This is a genomic window from Oleiagrimonas sp. C23AA (genome assembly GCF_011759385.1).
Lineage (GTDB): Bacteria > Pseudomonadota > Gammaproteobacteria > Xanthomonadales > Rhodanobacteraceae > Oleiagrimonas.
The window spans coordinates 1-16,098 of record NZ_JAARLY010000014.1; the positions used below are offsets into that span (position 1 = coordinate 1).

Here is a 16,098-nt window from a genome sequence, read left to right on the forward strand (position 1 = left end):
AAACTGAAAGGGCTGAGTCCTGTGCAGTACAGAACCCAGCCCTTGGTGGCTTAGCCGCTTCAACTGTCCAACTTTATGGGGTCAGTTCAGATAGGCCGCCTTTTCCTGTCGATTCCAGACGCCTGATGGGGGCTCAGTCGGCGTGCTGGGCGGTCGTTACGCTGATATCGGCCAGTTCGTTGGCGAAGCCATGGTTGACGTCTCGATGACCAACCTCGTCCAGCCGCACCGCCACCACCACGTCACGAAGCCGGGCGTTTGGCGCCAGGTGCCAGTAGTCGATGGCGATCTGCGGCGCCATCACGTTTTCCACTTCACCACTGTCGATCTGCTCAAGGTAGTGGTTATAGCTGATCACGGCTTCCTCTTCGAAGTAGCCGACCACGCGGTGTGCCGTGCGCGGGGAAACCAGGTACAGCAGGAAGAAGGCGTTATAGAACAGGCCTTGCACGACCAATACGAGCGCGCGTTCGAGTAGCGTGGGCCGGGTGATTTGGATGAAGGTCATCAGATGCATGCGCTCATTCTCTGCCTCTTCCAGCAGCACATGGATCCATCCCCGATCACCACGCATGCGGCGCAGCGCTTTCAGATGCTGGAAGGTGGCGCCGACCATGCCAGGTACGGCCGCGACCGTTTCCAGGACCACCGCCCGATGACCGTAGCGCCGGCGAAAGAAAAGGTCGGCAATGAAACGCAGGCACTTCACGAAGCCGAAGGCAAAGCGGTCCGAAAAACCTTTGGGGGCATGATGCAGTTTGAGGTCGACTTGCGTGTCCATGATGTTTCCTCGTACGCGGCCGCGACGTTGCGGTGCTCTATGGGGTACGGGGCTCATGGTGCCGTGGACAGGGGTATGACCTCTTGATGTATGTCAGGCGAACACCAAACACGCAAAGATCATGTTCGCGCCGCTCAATGTTTTCGCTCGGCGGTGTAGCGGGCCAGCCACGCCAATAGGCCGGCGTTCTTACCCAGTGGCGCAATCGCGTCCCGCGCCTGTTCGATCAGTTCGGCCAGATGGCGATGCGAAGCGTCCATGCCCAAAAGCGCCGGGAAGGTCGGCTTGTCGTTGGCGGCGTCCTTGCCGGCGGTCTTGCCGATCACCTCGGTGGCGCCTTCCACATCCAGAATGTCGTCGCGCACCTGGAACGCCAGACCCACGGCGTGGGCATAGGTGTCCAGTGCGCCCAGCGTGACGTCGTCGTCGCAGTGCCCTGCGAGCGCACCCAGACGCACCGAGCCCCGGATCAGCGCACCGGTCTTCATCGCGTGCATGCGCTCCAGTCCTGCCAGGTCCAGCGCCTGCCCGACCGAATCCAGATCCACGGCCTGACCGCCGGCCATGCCGGCCGAACCACAGGCCTGGCCCAGTGTGGCCAGCATGCGCAGGCGGGCGTCGGCACTGATGCTGCCCGCCGGTTCGTCACGCGCCAGCAGTTCGAAGGCCAACGCCTGCAAGGCGTCGCCGGCGAGAATGGCGGTCGCTTCGCCGAACACCACGTGGCAGGTCGGGCGGCCGCGGCGCAGGGCGTCGTCGTCCATCGCCGGCAAGTCGTCATGTACCAGCGAGTAGGCGTGGATCAGCTCCACCGCGCAGGCCGGCGCGTCCAGCTGCGCACCATCGCCATCCACGGCCAGACCGGCGGCATAGACCAGCAACGGGCGCAGCCGCTTGCCGCCGCCGAGCACGGCGTAGCGCATGGCGCGATGGAAGGTGGCAGGGTCGGCCGTTTCGGCGGGCAGCACCGCGGCCAGCGCGGCATCGGCACGCGCGGTCAGTGCCTGCGCCTGGGCCTGGTAATCAGGAGGCGTCGGATTCAAATGGCTGGGCGTCGTCAGGGGCTTCGGGATCGAGCAGCAGGCGCACGCGCAGCTCGGCCTGTTCCAGGGCCTGCTGGCAATCACGGTACAGCGCAATGCCGCGCTCGAACGACTTCAGCGAGTCGTCCAGGCTCATGTCGCCGCCTTCCATGCGCGCAACCAGCGATTCGAGCTCGTCCAGCGAGCTTTCAAAATGCGCGATGCGGCCTTCATCCTGGGGTTTGGCGGGCTCTTTCATGGCGGGGAAAGTACTCCAGATGGGGCCTCAGAATCAATGTGGCGGCCGGCGTTGGGGCGTGCCGATGGGCCTTTAGAGCGTGCAATGCCAGACCGGCCGCGCGCCACACTGGGCGTAAAGTGCCTCGGCCTCGGTGCTGGCCCACAGGTCGGCCACGGCCAGCAGGGTGCCGCCTGGGTCGAACAGAAACGGACAGTGCCGACGCCGCCATGGGGGAATGCCTGCGCGCTGGTAGAGGTCGCGGACATCGCGTGTGTGCCGATCACCAGCGGGCTTTATCTGCGCACCGGGGACATCCAGGCGCACGGTGAGGTCCGGTGCGGCGCTTGGCGACGCGTTCCAGCACAGTGTGCCGGCAAGGCCGGGCAGCGCCAGCGCATCCTCCGTCCAATCGGATGTCCAGTCTTTCGGCAGCGGCGGCAGGATGGGCAGCGCGTACATGCGCTGACGCCAGAGGCGCATCTGCGCACCGGGCCAGGCGATACGCGGGTTGCGATCGGCGCCGGCGGTATCGATCTGGCGTTCCAGTTCCTGGCGCTGCGCCTGCGTGGGCGCCGGCAGTCGCCGATCGTGCAGCCAGCGCTCCAGCACCAGCCCGCGCAGGGCCGGATGCAGCGCGCGCCAGCCGGGCGCTGCCAGGCTGCCGTCGGCGGCAAGCAGTGCATGCCATGCCGCCTGGGCCTGTCCGTCGAGATAATCGGCCACGTCTGCCTGCAGCGCGGCGGTGTGACCCAGCGTGGTGGCGGCGCGCGGCCAGTGGCGGGCCAGCTTCGGCATCACCGCCTGGCGCAGGAAACTGCGCGCGTGATGTTCACTGCGGTTGGCCGGGTCGTCGATGCATTCCAGCTGGTGCATCTGCACGTATCGCGTGAGCACCCCGCGGGGCACGGCAAGCAGCGGGCGCCATAGCTGGCCGGCGCCGAGTGCGCGTTCCCCGCGCATGCCGGCCAGTCCGTGCGGACCGGCGCCGCGCAAGGCTTTCAGCAGCACGGTCTCGGCCTGATCGTCGGCATGCTGGGCGGTGAGCAGGGTTTCGCACTGGTGCAAAGTCGCGGCCAGTACGCCATAGCGTGCCTCGCGGGCGGCCGCTTCGATGCCCTGGCCTTGCGCGTGCACCTGTACACGCAAGACCTTCAGCGGCACGTTCCATTGCTCGCAGCGCTGACGGGCATGCTCGGCCCAGGACGCGCTATCGGCGTGCAGCCCGTGGTCCACATGCACGGCACGCAAACCACGCGCGCGCGCTTGCGGCAGGGTGGTCAGCGCGTGCAGCAGGGCGCTGGAATCGGGGCCGGCGCTGAAGGCGACACAAAGCGCGCCGGCCGGGCGTTCGGCCAGCGCCTTGGATAGGTGATCGGTCAGTGTGGCAGGCACGGCAAAAAACAGCGGCAGGTACGTGGCGCACAGTGTAGTGGCTGCGCCGTGCTGACACCCGCACGCGTTAGTGCTTGGACTTGGGCTTTTCGCGCACGTACAGCGCCTTGCCGTGCCCGGTGGCGCGCTCTTCGGTATCGAACAGGCCGATGCCGGTGATCAGTCCGCTGAGCTTGCCGTAGCCGTAGTTGCGCGAATCGAAGTCCGGCGCCTGCTTGCTCATGATCGAGCCGACCGCGCCAAGCCCGGCCCAGCCACTTTCATCGGAGGCGGCATCGATGGCGTTACGCACCAGGTTGACCAGGCGCGTGTCGCCGCGCAGCTGTTTGGCGCTCATGCGTTTGACCGAGCCGGATGGCTCGCTTTCGGTGGCCGGCACCAGCACCTCGGTGTAGACGAACTTGTCGCAGGCGGTGCGGAATGGCTCGGGCGTCTTGCGTTCGCCAAAGCCGTAGACCACGCGACCCGACTCTCGGATGCGCGAGGCCAGCCGGGTGAAATCGCTGTCACTGGAGACAATGCAAAAGCCATCGAAACGCTCGGTGTAGAGCAGGTCCATGGCGTCGATGATCATCGCCGAGTCGGTGGCGTTCTTGCCCACCGTGTAGCGAAACTGCTGCATGGGCTGTATCGAATGGCTGAGCAGCACTGCCTTCCAGCCATTGAGGTGCGAGCCGGTCCAGTCACCGTAGATGCGTTTGACGTGCGCGGTGCCGTACTTGGCGATCTCGGCCAGCAGGCCGTCGACAATCGCCGGTTGCGCGTTGTCGGCATCGATCAGTACCGCCAGCTTCTGGCTGTGTTGCGCCATGATGCGCCCTCCCACTGTGTAGCAATGGGCTCATGGTAACGCCGGGGCAGGGCGCGCGTCCGCGTCGCGCTCAAAGGAAAACGGCGCCGCTATAGCGACGCCGTTTCATGGGGTGCGGCTAGTACCGCGCGGTTTATTTGCCGGCGTAATTGCCCAGGCTGCGCAGGCGCTCGTAGCGCTGCTCCAGGAGCTTGGCGGTATCCAGCGCCGACAGCTCGTCGATCTGGTTCATCAGCACCGCTTTCAGACGCACCGCCATCGACTGTGGATTGCGATGGGCGCCGCCCAGCGGCTCACGCACGATCTTGTTGATCAGGTCCAGCTCTTTCAGGCGCTGTGCGGTCAGGCCCAGTGCCTCGGCGGCATCCTTGGCCTTCTCTGCGCTCTTCCACAGGATCGAGGCGCAACCTTCCGGGCTGATCACCGAATAGGTGGAGTACTGCAGCATGTTGACGCGGTCGCCCACACCAATGGCCAGCGCGCCGCCGGAGCCGCCTTCGCCGATCACGGTGCAGACCACCGGAATGGTTAGCTCCGACATCTCCAGCAGATTGCGCGCAATGGCTTCGGACTGGCCGCGTTCCTCGGCACCCACGCCAGGGTAGGCGCCCGGCGTGTCGATGAAGGTCAGCAGTGGCATCTTGAAGCGCTCGGCCATCTTCATCAGGCGCAGCGCCTTGCGATAGCCTTCCGGACGCGGCATGCCGAAGTTGCGGCGCACCTTGGTCTTGGTGTCGCGGCCCTTCTGGTGGCCGATGATCATCACCGGGCGGCCGTTGATGCGGCCCATGCCACCGACAATAGCGTGATCGTCGGCATAAGCGCGATCACCGGCCAGTTCGTGGAACTCTTCGCACATCACGCCGATGTAATCGAGTGTGTACGGGCGGCCCGGATGGCGCGACAACTGGCTGATCTGCCAGGGCGTGAGGTTCTTGAAAATCTCCGCCGTCTTGGTCTTGAGCTTTTCGCGCAGGCGGGAGATTTCCTCCTCAATATTGAACGCCTGCCCGTGGCTGGCGTGGCGAAGCTCTTCGATCTTCGCATCCAGCTCGGCGATCGGTTGTTCGAAATCGAGGAAGTTAGGGTTCATTCGTCGCAGTTCGAGCCCATAAAGACTGCCATTATAACGCTGCTGCATGACATGCGACAGCGTATGGCACGCGCGTCAGGAGCCGCCCAGCCGGCCCAGTTTCAGTTCGGTGCCCAGCACCCCCGGCAGGCCGCGCAGGCGGCGTACCAGATCGGGGGCGGCGCGCACGCGCCAACTGGGACCCAGTTCGATGTCGGCCTGGCCGACGCCATTGCGATAGCCTGACAGCAGTAGCGGTGTGGCGCCACCACGGTATGGCCCCAATGTCTCGCGCAGACCTTCCAGGAACGGTGCGCCGATGCCGTTGACCTGGATCTTCAGCAGGCGCGCCAGGTCCTCGCAGGCTTCCTGCAGGCCCATTACGCGCTTGGCGCGGACCTGGTAGCCGCCGGAAAAATCGTCGATGGACAGGCCACCTTCGACCACCAGCAGCGCGTCGCGCGTCAGCAGCGGGCTGTATTCGGTAAAGGCCTCGCGGAACAGGCTGATTTCGATGGCGCCACCGCCATCCTCCAGGCGCACAAAGGCGGCCGTATCACCGCGCTTGCGCACCGCCGTGACCATGCCGGCGACCACCCAGGGCGTTTCCGGTGCGCGGCGGAAGCGGTTTTCCTCGCCATCGCCGCCGCGACGGGGCGCCGGCGGCTGGTAGCGGTGCTCGATTTCGTTCAGCGGGCAAGTGGCCAGCTGCGCCAGCACATCGCGCCAGGGATCGGTGGGATGGCCGGAAAGATAATGCCCCAGCGTTTCACGTTCGCCGTGCAGCAGCTGCTCCAGCGGCCACTCGTCACAGGTGGGCAGTTCAATCTCGATGGCGGCCGGGCTGGAGGCGCCGAACATGTCGTTCTGGCCGGTACGTGTGTTGCGCAGGTGCTGATCGGCGGCCTTCATCGCCTCGGGCAGCTGCAGCATCAGACTGGCGCGGTTGGGCGCCAGCTTGTCCATGGCGCCGGCGTTGATCAGCGCTTCCAGCACACGCTTGTTGAAGCGGGTCGGATCGACGCGACGACAGAAGTCGGCCAGATCCTTGTACGGACCGTTGGCATCGCGTTCGCTGGCGATGGACTGGCAGGCCCCTTCGCCGACGCCCTTGATGGCGCCCAGGCCGTAACGCACGGTGTCGGGCTGGGTCGCCGTGAACATGAACACGGAGCTGTTGACGTCCGGTGGCAGCACGGTCAGGCCGATGGCTTTGCACTCGTCCAGGAACGTGACCACCTTTTCGGTGTTGTCCATGTCCGAAGACAGCGTGGCCGACATGAATTCGGCCGGGTAGTGCTTTTTCAGCCAGGCGGTCTGGTAGGCCACCAGCGCATAGGCGGCCGAGTGCGACTTGTTGAAGCCGTACTCGGCGAATTTTTCCATCAGGTCGAAGATGGACGTGGCCACCTCCGGTTCGATGTGGTTGTTGGCCGCGCCTTCCTCGAAGATGGCACGCTGCTTGGCCATTTCCTCGGGCTTTTTCTTACCCATGGCGCGGCGCAGAAGGTCGGCGCCGCCCAGGCTGTAGCCGGCCAGCACCTGGGCGATCTGCATCACCTGTTCCTGGTACACGATCACGCCGTAGGTAGGCTTGAGTACCGGTTCCAGCAGCGGATGCGGATAGGTGACCTCGGCCAGGCCATGTTTGCGGTCGGTCCAGTCGCGGTCCATTCCCGAGCCCAACGGGCCGGGACGGAACAGCGCGGCCAGCGCGATGATGTCCTCGAAGGTGTCTGGCTGCGCGCGCTTGAGCAGCTCGCGCATGCCGCGCGATTCGAACTGGAACACCGCCACCGTGTCGCCGCGCGCAAACAGCGCGTAGGACTCAGGATCGTCCAGCGGCAACTGGGTAATATCCAGCGGCTCGCGGCCCTCGGCCTTGTGCCGCTGGTTGATGGCCTTGACCGCCCAGTCGATGATGGTCAGCGTGCGCAGGCCCAGGAAGTCGAACTTCACCAGGCCCACCGATTCGACGTCGTTCTTGTCGAACTGGGTGACCACGCCGCCGCCGCCTTCTTCGGCGTACAGCGGCGAGAAGTCGGTCAGCGGGCGCGGGCCGATGACCACGCCGCCGGCGTGCTTGCCGGCGTTGCGCGTCAGGTCTTCCAGTTTCAGCGCCAGGTCGATCAGCTCGCGGACTTCGTCCTCGTGCTCATAGCGCATCTTGAGGTCGGCCGACTCTTCCAGTGCCTCGCTCAGGCTGATGCCCAGCGTGTTGGGAATCAGCTTGGCGATGGAATCGACGTGGCCGTAACCCAACCCCAGCACACGGCCGGTATCGCGCACCACCGCCTTGGCCGCCATGGTGCCGTAGGTGATGATCTGGCTGACCTTCTCGCGCCCGTACTTGCGCGCGACGTAGTCGATCACCTCGTCGCGGCGGTCCATGCAGAAGTCGATGTCGAAGTCGGGCATCGACACGCGCTCGGGGTTCAAAAAGCGCTCGAACAGCAGGTCGTAGGGCAGCGGGTCCAGATCGGTGATCTTCAGCGACCAGGCGACCAGCGAGCCGGCACCGGACCCGCGGCCGGGGCCGACGGGAATGTCATTGTCTTTGCCCCACTGGATGAAGTCGGCCACGATCAGGAAGTAGCCGGGGAAGCCCATCGAGATGATGACGTCCAGCTCGCGCTCCAGGCGCGCATCGTAGTCCTCGCGGGTTTTGCCCGGCGCCAGCGGGTGCACGGTCAGGCGCTCTTCCAGGCCCTTGCGTGCTTCCTCGCGGATGAAGCTGTTGAGATCGTGGCCTTCGGGCACCGGGAAGTCGGGCAGGTAGTAGGTGCCAAACTCCAGTTCCAGGTTGCAGCGCTTGGCCAGCTCGACGGTGTTTTCCAGCGCCTCGGGCAGATCGGCAAACAGCTCGGCCATCTGCTCGGGCGTTTTCAGGTACTGCTCTTTGGAGTAGTCGCGTGGGCGCTTGGGATCGGCCAGCACACGGCCCTGATGGATGCAAACGCGCGCCTCGTGGGCGTCGAAATCCTCTTCGCGCAGGAAGCGCACGTCGTTGCTGGCGACAATCGGCAGGTCCAGCGCATCGGCCAGATTCAGCGCTGCTGCGTTCCAGGCGTCCTCGCCCTCGCGGTCGGTGCGCGTCAGCTCCAGATACAGGCGGTCGGGGAACAGCGTGCGCAATTGGCCCAGTGCGGCCTGGGCCGGCGCCGGACGCTTGGCGGCGCTGCGTCCGATATGGCTTTCGCGCCCGACCAGCACGATCAGGCCTTCGGCATATTCGCGCAGCCACTCGGCTTCGACCAATGCGTGGCCGCCGCGCTGACCCTCGATCCAGGCGCGCGAGATCAGCCGCGACAGGTTCAGGTAGCCGTTGCGGTCCTGACACAGCAGGGTCAGACGATACGGCCGCGGATCATCGGGGTCGGACAGCCAGATATCGGCGCCGGCAATCGGCTTGATGCCCTTGCCTTCGGCGGCGCGGTAGAACTTGACCAGCGCGAACAGGTTGTTCACGTCCGTCAGCGCCACCGCCGGCATGTCCGCGCGCACGCAGCCGTCGACCAGCCCCTTGATGCGGATAGTCGAATCGACGAGTGAGAACTCGCTGTGAACGTGCAGGTGGACGAAGCGTGCGGACATCGGTCAAGCGCAGTGTGTCAGGGAAGCGTAGCGGCCGGGGTCGGCGCCAGCAAGCCATTGACAGCGCGGACTCATTGCGCCTTCGCCCGGCATGCCAGGGATGCATGTCACGGCGTCTGTGACAAATCACCCGCGCTGCCGGAACCTGTCGACCAGGTAGCGCAGCGCGGGTAAGGGGCCGCGGCCGTCAGCTGATGCGGAAACGGCCCGTCGGCAGCCGTGAACGTGGTTCATGCGGGTCGAATGGCATGGCCTCAAGTCCCTCGCGTTGGCGCATTCTGTCGCGCAGCCACTGTTCCGGGGCGACGCGCAGTGGCGCATGGTCGGGCAGGTTCAGACGTGCGCTGAGCCGGCGGCGGTAACGGTCGAAATCGTTGTAGGCGGCGGCCTGCTGCAGCCAGAGGTCGGGCGTGGGCTCATCGGCGGCGGCAGATTCACCATCCAGGCGTTGCAGCAGCGCATCCAGCGCGGCGCGGTCGGGACAGGCGCTTTGCCAGTCGGGGTCGGCGCGCATCTGGCGCAGGGTACGGGCCAGATCGCCCAGGGTCAGGGGAGCGGTATTCAGGGGAGTCATGGCGGGCCTCCGTAAGGGCCTGGCGTACGGCATCATCCGTGAGACCGGTGGGACCGGACAACGATGAGTGCAGCCTTGAGATGTCGCCGTGAGCTGAAGGGTTTAAAGTGCGCTGCCGATCAGATCCGCCTGCAGGCGTTCGCGCACCGGAGCGAAGCTGCGCCGGTGTTCATCGCACGGTCCAATGCGACGCAGCACGTCCAGATGCTCGGGTACCGGGTAGCCCTTGTGGCGGGCGAAACCGTAGTCGGGAAAGCGCTGGTGCAGGTCGACCATGTAGCGGTCGCGATGCACCTTGGCCAGAATCGAAGCCGCGCCGATGCACGCCTCGCTGCCGTCGCCACCGATCACCGCCTGCCCCGGGCACGGCAGCGCCTTGGGCAGGCGGTTGCCATCGACCAGGGCGTAGTCGGGCGTCAGGGCGAGCCCTTCCAGTGCCCGGCACATGCCGGTCATGGTGGCCTGGAAAATGTTCAGGTGGTCGATCTCGTCGCGATGCATCTCGACGATCGACCAGGCCAGCGCGCGTTCCTGGATCTGCGGGAACAGCGTATTGCGCACGCGCTCGGTCAGTTTCTTGGAATCGTCAAGGCCGGCAATGGGCCGCGCCGGGTCCAGAATCACCGCCGCGACCACTACCGGACCGGCCAGCGGGCCACGGCCGGCCTCGTCGACACCGGCCACGCGCCAGTCTGGATCCAGCGTGTCGCTGACACACGGCATGGGCGCACACCGGCTCATGACAGGTAATCGTCCAGCGCCTCGGCGGCGTGCTCGGCGGGGCTACCCTGCAGGCCGCCGCGCAACGCTTCGTGCAGCTGTTCGAAGCGTGTCACCAGCTCGCCGCGACGCTCACTGTCCATGAACAGGCCGTGCACTTCGCGCGCCAAAGCCTCGGCGGTGCAGGCGTCCTGCATCAGTTCGGGCACCAGGCGCTCGTCGGCCAGGATATTGGGCAGCGCGAACAGCCGCGTCTTGATCAGGCGCAGCGCGCGCACAAAGCGGTAAGTGCTGGGAGATACGCGGTAACCGACCACCATCGGCCGTTTTGCCAGCATCGCTTCCAGGGTGGCCGTGCCCGAGGCCAGCAACACCACGTCGGCCGCCAGCATGGCGGTATGCGACTGGCCGTCGAGCACCGTGAAGGCGGAGGGCCGGCCGGTGCGGTCGATCAGCGGCTGCAGCACGGCACGGCAGGCACTGTTGGCCGCTGGCACCAGAATGCGCAGGCCGGGCAGGGCCTCAAGCAGGTGCTGCGCCGCGCCGATGAAAGGTTCCGCCAGGCGCTCGACCTCACTACGACGGCTGCCGGGCATCACCGTGAGCACCGGCTGGTGCGGCGGCAGGTCGAGCGTGGCGCGGGCGCCGGCACGGTCGGCTACCAACGGAAAGCGTTCGGCCAGCGGGTGACCGACAAAGCGCGCATCGACGCCGTGGCGGGCATAGATGGCCGGCTCCATCGGGAACAGGCACAGCACGCGGTCGGCGGCATGGGCGATTTTCTCGGCGCGCTTTTCGCGCCAGGCCCAGACCGACGGACTGACGTAGTGCACGGTATGCAGGCCGGCCGCCTTCAGGCGCCTTTCCACACCCAGATTGAAGTCCGGTGCGTCGATGCCAACCACCAGCGCGGGACGTTCGCCGATCAGCCGGCGCACCAGTTGCTTGCGGAATTTGAGCAGACGCGGCAGTTGCGAGAGCACCTCGGCGAAACCCATCACCGACAGCTCGTCGATGCTGTGCCAGGCTTCGAAGCCGGCCTCGGCCATGCGCGGGCCACCGACGCCGACAAAGCGCGCGCCGGGATGGCGCGCGCGCAACGCGCTGATGAGGTCGGCGCCCAGTGCGTCACCGGAGGCTTCCCCGGCAATCAGGGCGATGGTGGGGCCGGCGGTAGCCGTCGCGTCGACACTCATCGCATCAGCGCGCGTTCGGAGCGTTCCAGAAACTCGACCATGGCCGCGACGTCCTCGCTGTTCTCGGCCTGCTCCATCAGCTGCTGGCGCGCTTCGGCCAGCGGCAGGCCCGCCATGTACAGCGTGCGATAGGCACGTTTGATGCCGGCAATGCGATCGGCGTCGAAGCCGCGGCGCTTCAGACCCTCGCTGTTGATGCCGCGCGGGCGGCCGCGCTGCTCATTGGCCATCATCACGTAAGGCGGCACGTCGCCGCCGACCAGGCAGCCCATGCCGATAAAGGCGTGCGCGCCGACCTTGCAGAATTGGTGCACACCGGAGAAGCCGGCCATGATCACCCAGTCACCCACTTCCACGTGGCCGGCCAACGAAGCATTGTTGGAGAACACGGTGTGGCTGCCGACCACACAGTCGTGCGCAATGTGCACGTAGGCCAGCAGCCAGTTGTCGTCACCGATACGCGTGGCTCCGCCACCGCTGCCGGTGCCACGGTTGATGGTGACAAACTCGCGGATCACGTTGCCGTCACCGATTTCCAGCAGTGTGGCCTCGCCATCGAACTTCTTGTCCTGCGGATCGCCGCCGACGGAGGCGAACTGCCAGATGCGGTTGTTGCAGCCGATGCGCGTAGGGCCTTCGATGACCACATGCGGACCGATCTGCGTACCGGCGCCGATTTCCACGTTGGCGCCGATCACCGAGTAGGCGCCGACAGTCACATCCTCAGCCAGCTTGGCGGCAGGATCGATCTGGGCGGTCGGATGAATCATCGCAGCGTCCTTCACCAGCCGTCAGTCGTTGCGTCCGGCGCACATCAGCTCGCAGCTGGCCACTTCCTTGCCATCGACCAGCGCGCGCCCCTCGAACAGACCCATGCCGCGCAGCATGCGCTTGAGCGAGACCTCCAGGCGCAGCTGGTCGCCCGGTACCACCATCGAGGTGAAGCGCGCCTTGTCCACCTTGACCAGATAGAACAGGTTGGCCGCGCCGGCATCGTTGCCGTCGGAGGAAAGGCGCACCAGCACGCCGGCCGCCTGCGCCATGGCCTCGACGATCAGTACGCCGGGCATGACCGGATGTCCGGGGAAGTGGCCCTGGAAGAATGGCTCGTTGATGGAGACATTCTTGTAGCCGACGATGCGCTTGCCCGGCTCTACCTCGATGACCCGGTCGACCAGGGCAAACGGGTAGCGGTGCGGCAGCAGGCGCTGGATCTGCTCCACATCCACGGGCAGTTTCACGGTGTCGGACTTGTCAGTCATGGGTTTTCCTTTCCAGCGCCGTGAGACGGCGCGCGAGCTCATCTAGATGCTTGAAACGGGCGGCGTTGCGGCGCCAGGATCGATTGTCCTGCAGCGGCACGCCGGAAGAGTACTCGCCCGGCTCCCTGATCGAGGAGGTCACCAGGCTCTTGGAGGTAATCGTCACGCGATCAGCCACTTCCAGGTGGCCGAGGATACCGGCATTGCCCCCCACCATGCACCATCTGCCAACTTTGGCGCTGCCGGCGATGGCCGAGCAGCCGGCCATGGCGGTGTGCGCGCCGATGTGCACGTTGTGGGCAATCTGAATCTGGTTGTCCAGGCGCACGTCCTCTTCGAGCACGGTGTCCTCCAGGGCGCCACGGTCGATGGTGGTATTGGCGCCGATCTCGCAGTCGTCGCCGATACGCACGCCACCGAGCTGCGGGACCTTGATCCAGTGGTCGCGATCGAAGGCCAGACCAAAGCCGTCGGCGCCCAGCACCGCACCGGGGTGGATCAGCACGCGCCGGCCCAGGGTCACGCGTGCGACCAGGGTGACGCGCGCGACCAGGCGCGACTGCGCCCCGACCACGCAGTCTGGACCGATGCAGCAATGCGGGCCGATCACGGCGCCGTCCTCGACCACGGCACCGGCCTCGATCACCACCAGCGGGCCGATGCTGGCCGAATCGCTGACCTTGGCCCCCTCGGCGATCACCGCGCTGGGGTGGATGCCCGGCTGCGGCGCAGGGAGCGTCTCGAACAGCGCGGCGATCTTGGCGTAAGCCACGTACGGATCGTCGGCGATCAGTGCCGGCACGGGGCAGCTATCGGCCTGATCGGCCTTCAATACCACGGCGCTGGCGCCGGTGCTCTTGAGCTGTGCGCCGTAGCGTGCATTGGCCAGAAAGGCCAGTTCGCCCTCGATGGCACTGGCCAGCGAGCCGACGCCGGAAATTTCAGTAGTGCCATCGCCATGCACGGCCAGGCCAAAGCGTTCGGCCAGGGTGTCCAGGCGGTGGGAGATGGATGTTTTCACGGGCCCTCCCCGCAGAAAACCCGTCGCGGGGACGGGTTTTCTGTATGCAAAGATGGATGTGGCCACGCGCCCGGCAAGAGGGCGCCGGCCATCAGAACTGGTTGCCGAAGGTGAACTGGATGCGCTCTTCGTAGTGACCATCGCCCGGCTGCGTGCGCACCGGCTTGGCGAAGTTGATGATCAGCGGACCGATCGGTGCCTGCCAGTGCAGCGAAATACCGACCGAGGCGTCCAGCTTGCTGGCATCGAAGCTGTTGTAGTCCTTGTACACCTGGCCGACGTCGGCGAACAGCGACACGCGCGCCGTGCGCACATCCTTCAGGAATGGCAGCGGCAGGTACAGCTCGGTGGTGCCCTTGACCTTGAACGAGCCGCCGATGGGCTGATCGTAGCTGTAGTAAGGCACATTCTCGCGCGGACCCAGGGTGTTGTCCTGGAAGCCACGCACGTCGTTCACGCCGCCAGCGTAGTAGTTCTCCCAGAACGGGAAGGCCAGACCCTTGTCCTTGCCGTAGGTCTTGCCGTAGCCCAGCTCGCCATCGACGTACAGCACAAAGCCGCCGCCCACCGGCCAGTAGTAGTTGCCCTGGTAGTTGGCCTTCCAGTACTGCACGGTCGAGCCCGGCAGCGAGGCGTTGACCGACAGGCTTTCCAGACCGCCGTGGGTCGGCGCCCAGTAGTCGTTGCGGGTATCGTGCGTGTACGCCGTGGTCAGCGTCCAGGCATGCACCGTCTTGTGCCCGATCAGGTTCTGGTAGTCGATCAGCGACTGCGGTGTGTAGCCGGGATAGGTGTTGATCAGCGTGCTGCTGATGCCAAGGCCCACCTGCATGGAATCGAACTCGCCCACCGGGATGCCCAGATAGCTGGAGAACGACCGCGTGCTGTTGGTGTAGTTGGCCAGGTCAGTATTGTTGTAGTCGAGCTTGGAATAGGTGGCGTTGTAGCCGATGCTGACGCCGCTGTCGGTCAGGTACGGGTTCACGTAGCCCAGACTGACGCGCTTGTAGTAGCTGCTGGTCTCGGCGCTGACGGAGAACTTGTCGCCGGTGCCCATGAAGTTGTTCTGCGACACCGAGCCGCTCAGGATCATGCCCGAGTACTGCGAGTAGCCGACGCCGAACTGCAGGCTGCCGGCCGACTGCTCTTCCACCTTGACCTTCAGGTCGACCTGGTCCGGCGTGCCCGGCACGCGCGACTTGGTGATCTTGACGTCCTTGAAGTAACCCAGGCGCTGCAGACGCACCTTGGAGCGGTCGATCGCCGCCTGGTTGTAGTAGGACCCTTCCAGCTGGCGCATTTCACGGCGCAGCACGTCGTCCTCGGTGCGCGTGTTGCCGGAGAAGTTGATGCGACGCACATGGATGCGGTCACCCGGCTTGACGTAGAAGGTCAGATCGACCGTGCGGTCCTTCTTGTCCAGCTTGGGAATTGTTTGCACCTCGGCGTAGGCATAGCCCAGGTTGGCCAGCGTCGCCTTCATGGCCTTCTTGCTGGCCTCGATCAGTGCGCGGTTGAACTTCTGCCCCTTCTTGATGAAGACCAGATGGCGCATGGTCTTCTCGGGCAGGATCAGGTTGCCCAGCAGATGGATGTCCGAAACCTTGTACACCTCGCCCTTCTTGATGCTGGCGGTGATGTACATGTCGCGTTTGTCCGGGCTGATGGTCACCTCGGTCGAATCGACGCCAAAGTCGGCATAGCCGCGATCCATGTAGAAGTCGCCCAGCTTCTCCAGGTCGCCGGAGAGCTTTTCCTTCGAGTACTGATCGTCCTTGGAGTACCAGGACAGCCAGTTGCTGGTGTCGGATTCGAAGTTCTTGCGGATCTGCTTGTCGGAGAACTTGGTGTTGCCGACGACGTTGATCTGCTTGATCTTGGCCGCCTTGCCCTCGCGGATTTCCAGGTCGATGGCCACGCGGTTGCGATTGAGGTGCGTGACGTGCGGAATCACCGACACGTTGTACTTGCCGCGGTTGTAATACTGGCGGATCAGCTCCTGCTGCACGCGATCGAGCGTGAGACGGTCGAAGGTCTGGCCCTCGGCGAGGCCGGCGTCCTTCAGGCCCTTCTTCAGGTCATCGCTCTTGATGTCCTTGTTGCCGCGGATGTTGAGCTTGGAGATGGACGGGCGCTCGTGCACCTTCACCACCAGGATGTCGCCCTGGCGGTCCAGCTCCACGTCCGAGAAGAAGCCGGTGTTGTACAGGGCATGGATGGCCTGCTGCGCACCGGCATCGGTCAGGGTGTCGCCCTTGTCCACGGGCAGGTAGCTCAACACCGACCCGGCGGAAATACGCGACAGGCCGTCGATACGGATGTCCTGGACCACGAATGGCTGAAAGGCCATGGCCTTGGCGGACATGGAGGCGAGCAGGAGCAGGGCGGCGATACGCTTCATCGTCGATTCCA

Annotated in this window: 14 protein-coding genes; all 14 read right to left on the reverse strand. The window is 65.3% G+C overall.

Annotated elements, in window-relative coordinates:
* Positions 1-133 precede the first annotated feature (133 nt).
* The 14 genes from HBF24_RS16785 to bamA all read right to left on the reverse strand — a co-directional run bounded on the left by HBF24_RS16785 (position 134) and on the right by bamA (position 16,087).
* Positions 134-781, reverse strand: coding sequence for an alternative oxidase (locus HBF24_RS16785; RefSeq protein WP_167175689.1), 648 nt, complete (start codon positions 779-781; stop codon positions 134-136).
* Between the two features lie 134 nt (positions 782-915).
* The gene (locus HBF24_RS16790; protein WP_343162793.1) at positions 916-1,824 is read right to left on the reverse strand and encodes a farnesyl diphosphate synthase; all 909 of its coding nucleotides are present in this window, start codon (positions 1,822-1,824) and stop codon (positions 916-918) included.
* Positions 1,805-2,062 carry an exodeoxyribonuclease VII small subunit gene (locus HBF24_RS16795; protein WP_167175692.1) on the reverse strand — a complete coding sequence of 86 codons (258 nt, stop codon included), beginning with the start codon at positions 2,060-2,062 and terminating at the stop codon, positions 1,805-1,807. Before HBF24_RS16795 ends, HBF24_RS16790 begins: the two co-directional genes overlap by 20 nt.
* Positions 2,063-2,134: 72 nt before the next feature.
* Positions 2,135-3,436 carry a tRNA lysidine(34) synthetase TilS gene (gene tilS, locus HBF24_RS16800; RefSeq protein WP_167175716.1) on the reverse strand — a complete coding sequence of 434 codons (1,302 nt, stop codon included), beginning with the start codon at positions 3,434-3,436 and terminating at the stop codon, positions 2,135-2,137.
* 67 nt (positions 3,437-3,503) lie between these two features.
* Positions 3,504-4,247 carry an NYN domain-containing protein gene (locus tag HBF24_RS16805; RefSeq protein ID WP_167175719.1) on the reverse strand — a complete coding sequence of 248 codons (744 nt, stop codon included), beginning with the start codon at positions 4,245-4,247 and terminating at the stop codon, positions 3,504-3,506.
* A gap of 133 nt (positions 4,248-4,380) precedes the next feature.
* On the reverse strand, positions 4,381-5,340 hold the full coding sequence (locus HBF24_RS16810) for an acetyl-CoA carboxylase carboxyltransferase subunit alpha (RefSeq protein ID WP_167175794.1): 960 nt from the start codon (positions 5,338-5,340) through the stop codon (positions 4,381-4,383).
* A gap of 75 nt (positions 5,341-5,415) precedes the next feature.
* Entirely contained in the window at positions 5,416-8,913 is a 3,498-nt protein-coding gene (gene dnaE, locus HBF24_RS16815; protein WP_167175722.1) for a DNA polymerase III subunit alpha, read from the reverse strand.
* Between the two features lie 187 nt (positions 8,914-9,100).
* Complete coding sequence (locus HBF24_RS16820; RefSeq protein WP_167175725.1) at positions 9,101-9,487, reverse strand: hypothetical protein; 387 nt, start codon at positions 9,485-9,487, stop codon at positions 9,101-9,103.
* A 102-nt stretch (positions 9,488-9,589) separates the two neighbouring features.
* Positions 9,590-10,210 carry a ribonuclease HII gene (gene rnhB, locus HBF24_RS16825; protein ID WP_240922653.1) on the reverse strand — a complete coding sequence of 207 codons (621 nt, stop codon included), beginning with the start codon at positions 10,208-10,210 and terminating at the stop codon, positions 9,590-9,592.
* Positions 10,211-10,224: 14 nt separating this feature from the next.
* Entirely contained in the window at positions 10,225-11,403 is a 1,179-nt protein-coding gene (gene lpxB, locus HBF24_RS16830; RefSeq protein ID WP_167175731.1) for a lipid-A-disaccharide synthase, read from the reverse strand.
* Positions 11,400-12,191 carry an acyl-ACP--UDP-N-acetylglucosamine O-acyltransferase gene (gene lpxA, locus HBF24_RS16835; protein WP_206064407.1) on the reverse strand — a complete coding sequence of 264 codons (792 nt, stop codon included), beginning with the start codon at positions 12,189-12,191 and terminating at the stop codon, positions 11,400-11,402. Before lpxA ends, lpxB begins: the two co-directional genes overlap by 4 nt.
* A gap of 3 nt (positions 12,192-12,194) precedes the next feature.
* On the reverse strand, positions 12,195-12,665 hold the full coding sequence (fabZ, locus tag HBF24_RS16840) for a 3-hydroxyacyl-ACP dehydratase FabZ (protein ID WP_167175737.1): 471 nt from the start codon (positions 12,663-12,665) through the stop codon (positions 12,195-12,197).
* Complete coding sequence (gene lpxD, locus HBF24_RS16845) at positions 12,658-13,686, reverse strand: UDP-3-O-(3-hydroxymyristoyl)glucosamine N-acyltransferase (protein WP_167175740.1); 1,029 nt, start codon at positions 13,684-13,686, stop codon at positions 12,658-12,660. The genes fabZ and lpxD overlap by 8 nt, the downstream gene beginning before the upstream one ends.
* A 91-nt stretch (positions 13,687-13,777) precedes the next feature.
* Entirely contained in the window at positions 13,778-16,087 is a 2,310-nt protein-coding gene (gene bamA, locus HBF24_RS16850; protein ID WP_167175743.1) for an outer membrane protein assembly factor BamA, read from the reverse strand.
* Between the last annotated feature and the right edge of the window lie 11 nt (positions 16,088-16,098).

What these genes read in the sequence shown, in the direction of transcription:
- HBF24_RS16785 (WP_167175689.1), bottom strand. Translation starts at nt 781, where the DNA reads ATGGACACGCAAGTCGACCTCAAACTGCATCATGCCCCCAAAGGTTTT.
- HBF24_RS16795 (WP_167175692.1), bottom strand. Translation starts at nt 2,062, where the DNA reads ATGAAAGAGCCCGCCAAACCCCAGGATGAAGGCCGCATCGCGCATTTT.
- HBF24_RS16805 (WP_167175719.1), bottom strand. Translation starts at nt 4,247, where the DNA reads ATGGCGCAACACAGCCAGAAGCTGGCGGTACTGATCGATGCCGACAAC.
- HBF24_RS16810 (WP_167175794.1), bottom strand. Translation starts at nt 5,340, where the DNA reads ATGAACCCTAACTTCCTCGATTTCGAACAACCGATCGCCGAGCTGGAT.
- dnaE (WP_167175722.1), bottom strand. Translation starts at nt 8,913, where the DNA reads ATGTCCGCACGCTTCGTCCACCTGCACGTTCACAGCGAGTTCTCACTC.
- HBF24_RS16820 (WP_167175725.1), bottom strand. Translation starts at nt 9,487, where the DNA reads ATGACTCCCCTGAATACCGCTCCCCTGACCCTGGGCGATCTGGCCCGT.
- rnhB (WP_240922653.1), bottom strand. Translation starts at nt 10,210, where the DNA reads ATGCCGTGTGTCAGCGACACGCTGGATCCAGACTGGCGCGTGGCCGGT.
- lpxB (WP_167175731.1), bottom strand. Translation starts at nt 11,403, where the DNA reads ATGAGTGTCGACGCGACGGCTACCGCCGGCCCCACCATCGCCCTGATT.
- fabZ (WP_167175737.1), bottom strand. Translation starts at nt 12,665, where the DNA reads ATGACTGACAAGTCCGACACCGTGAAACTGCCCGTGGATGTGGAGCAG.
- bamA (WP_167175743.1), bottom strand. Translation starts at nt 16,087, where the DNA reads ATGAAGCGTATCGCCGCCCTGCTCCTGCTCGCCTCCATGTCCGCCAAG.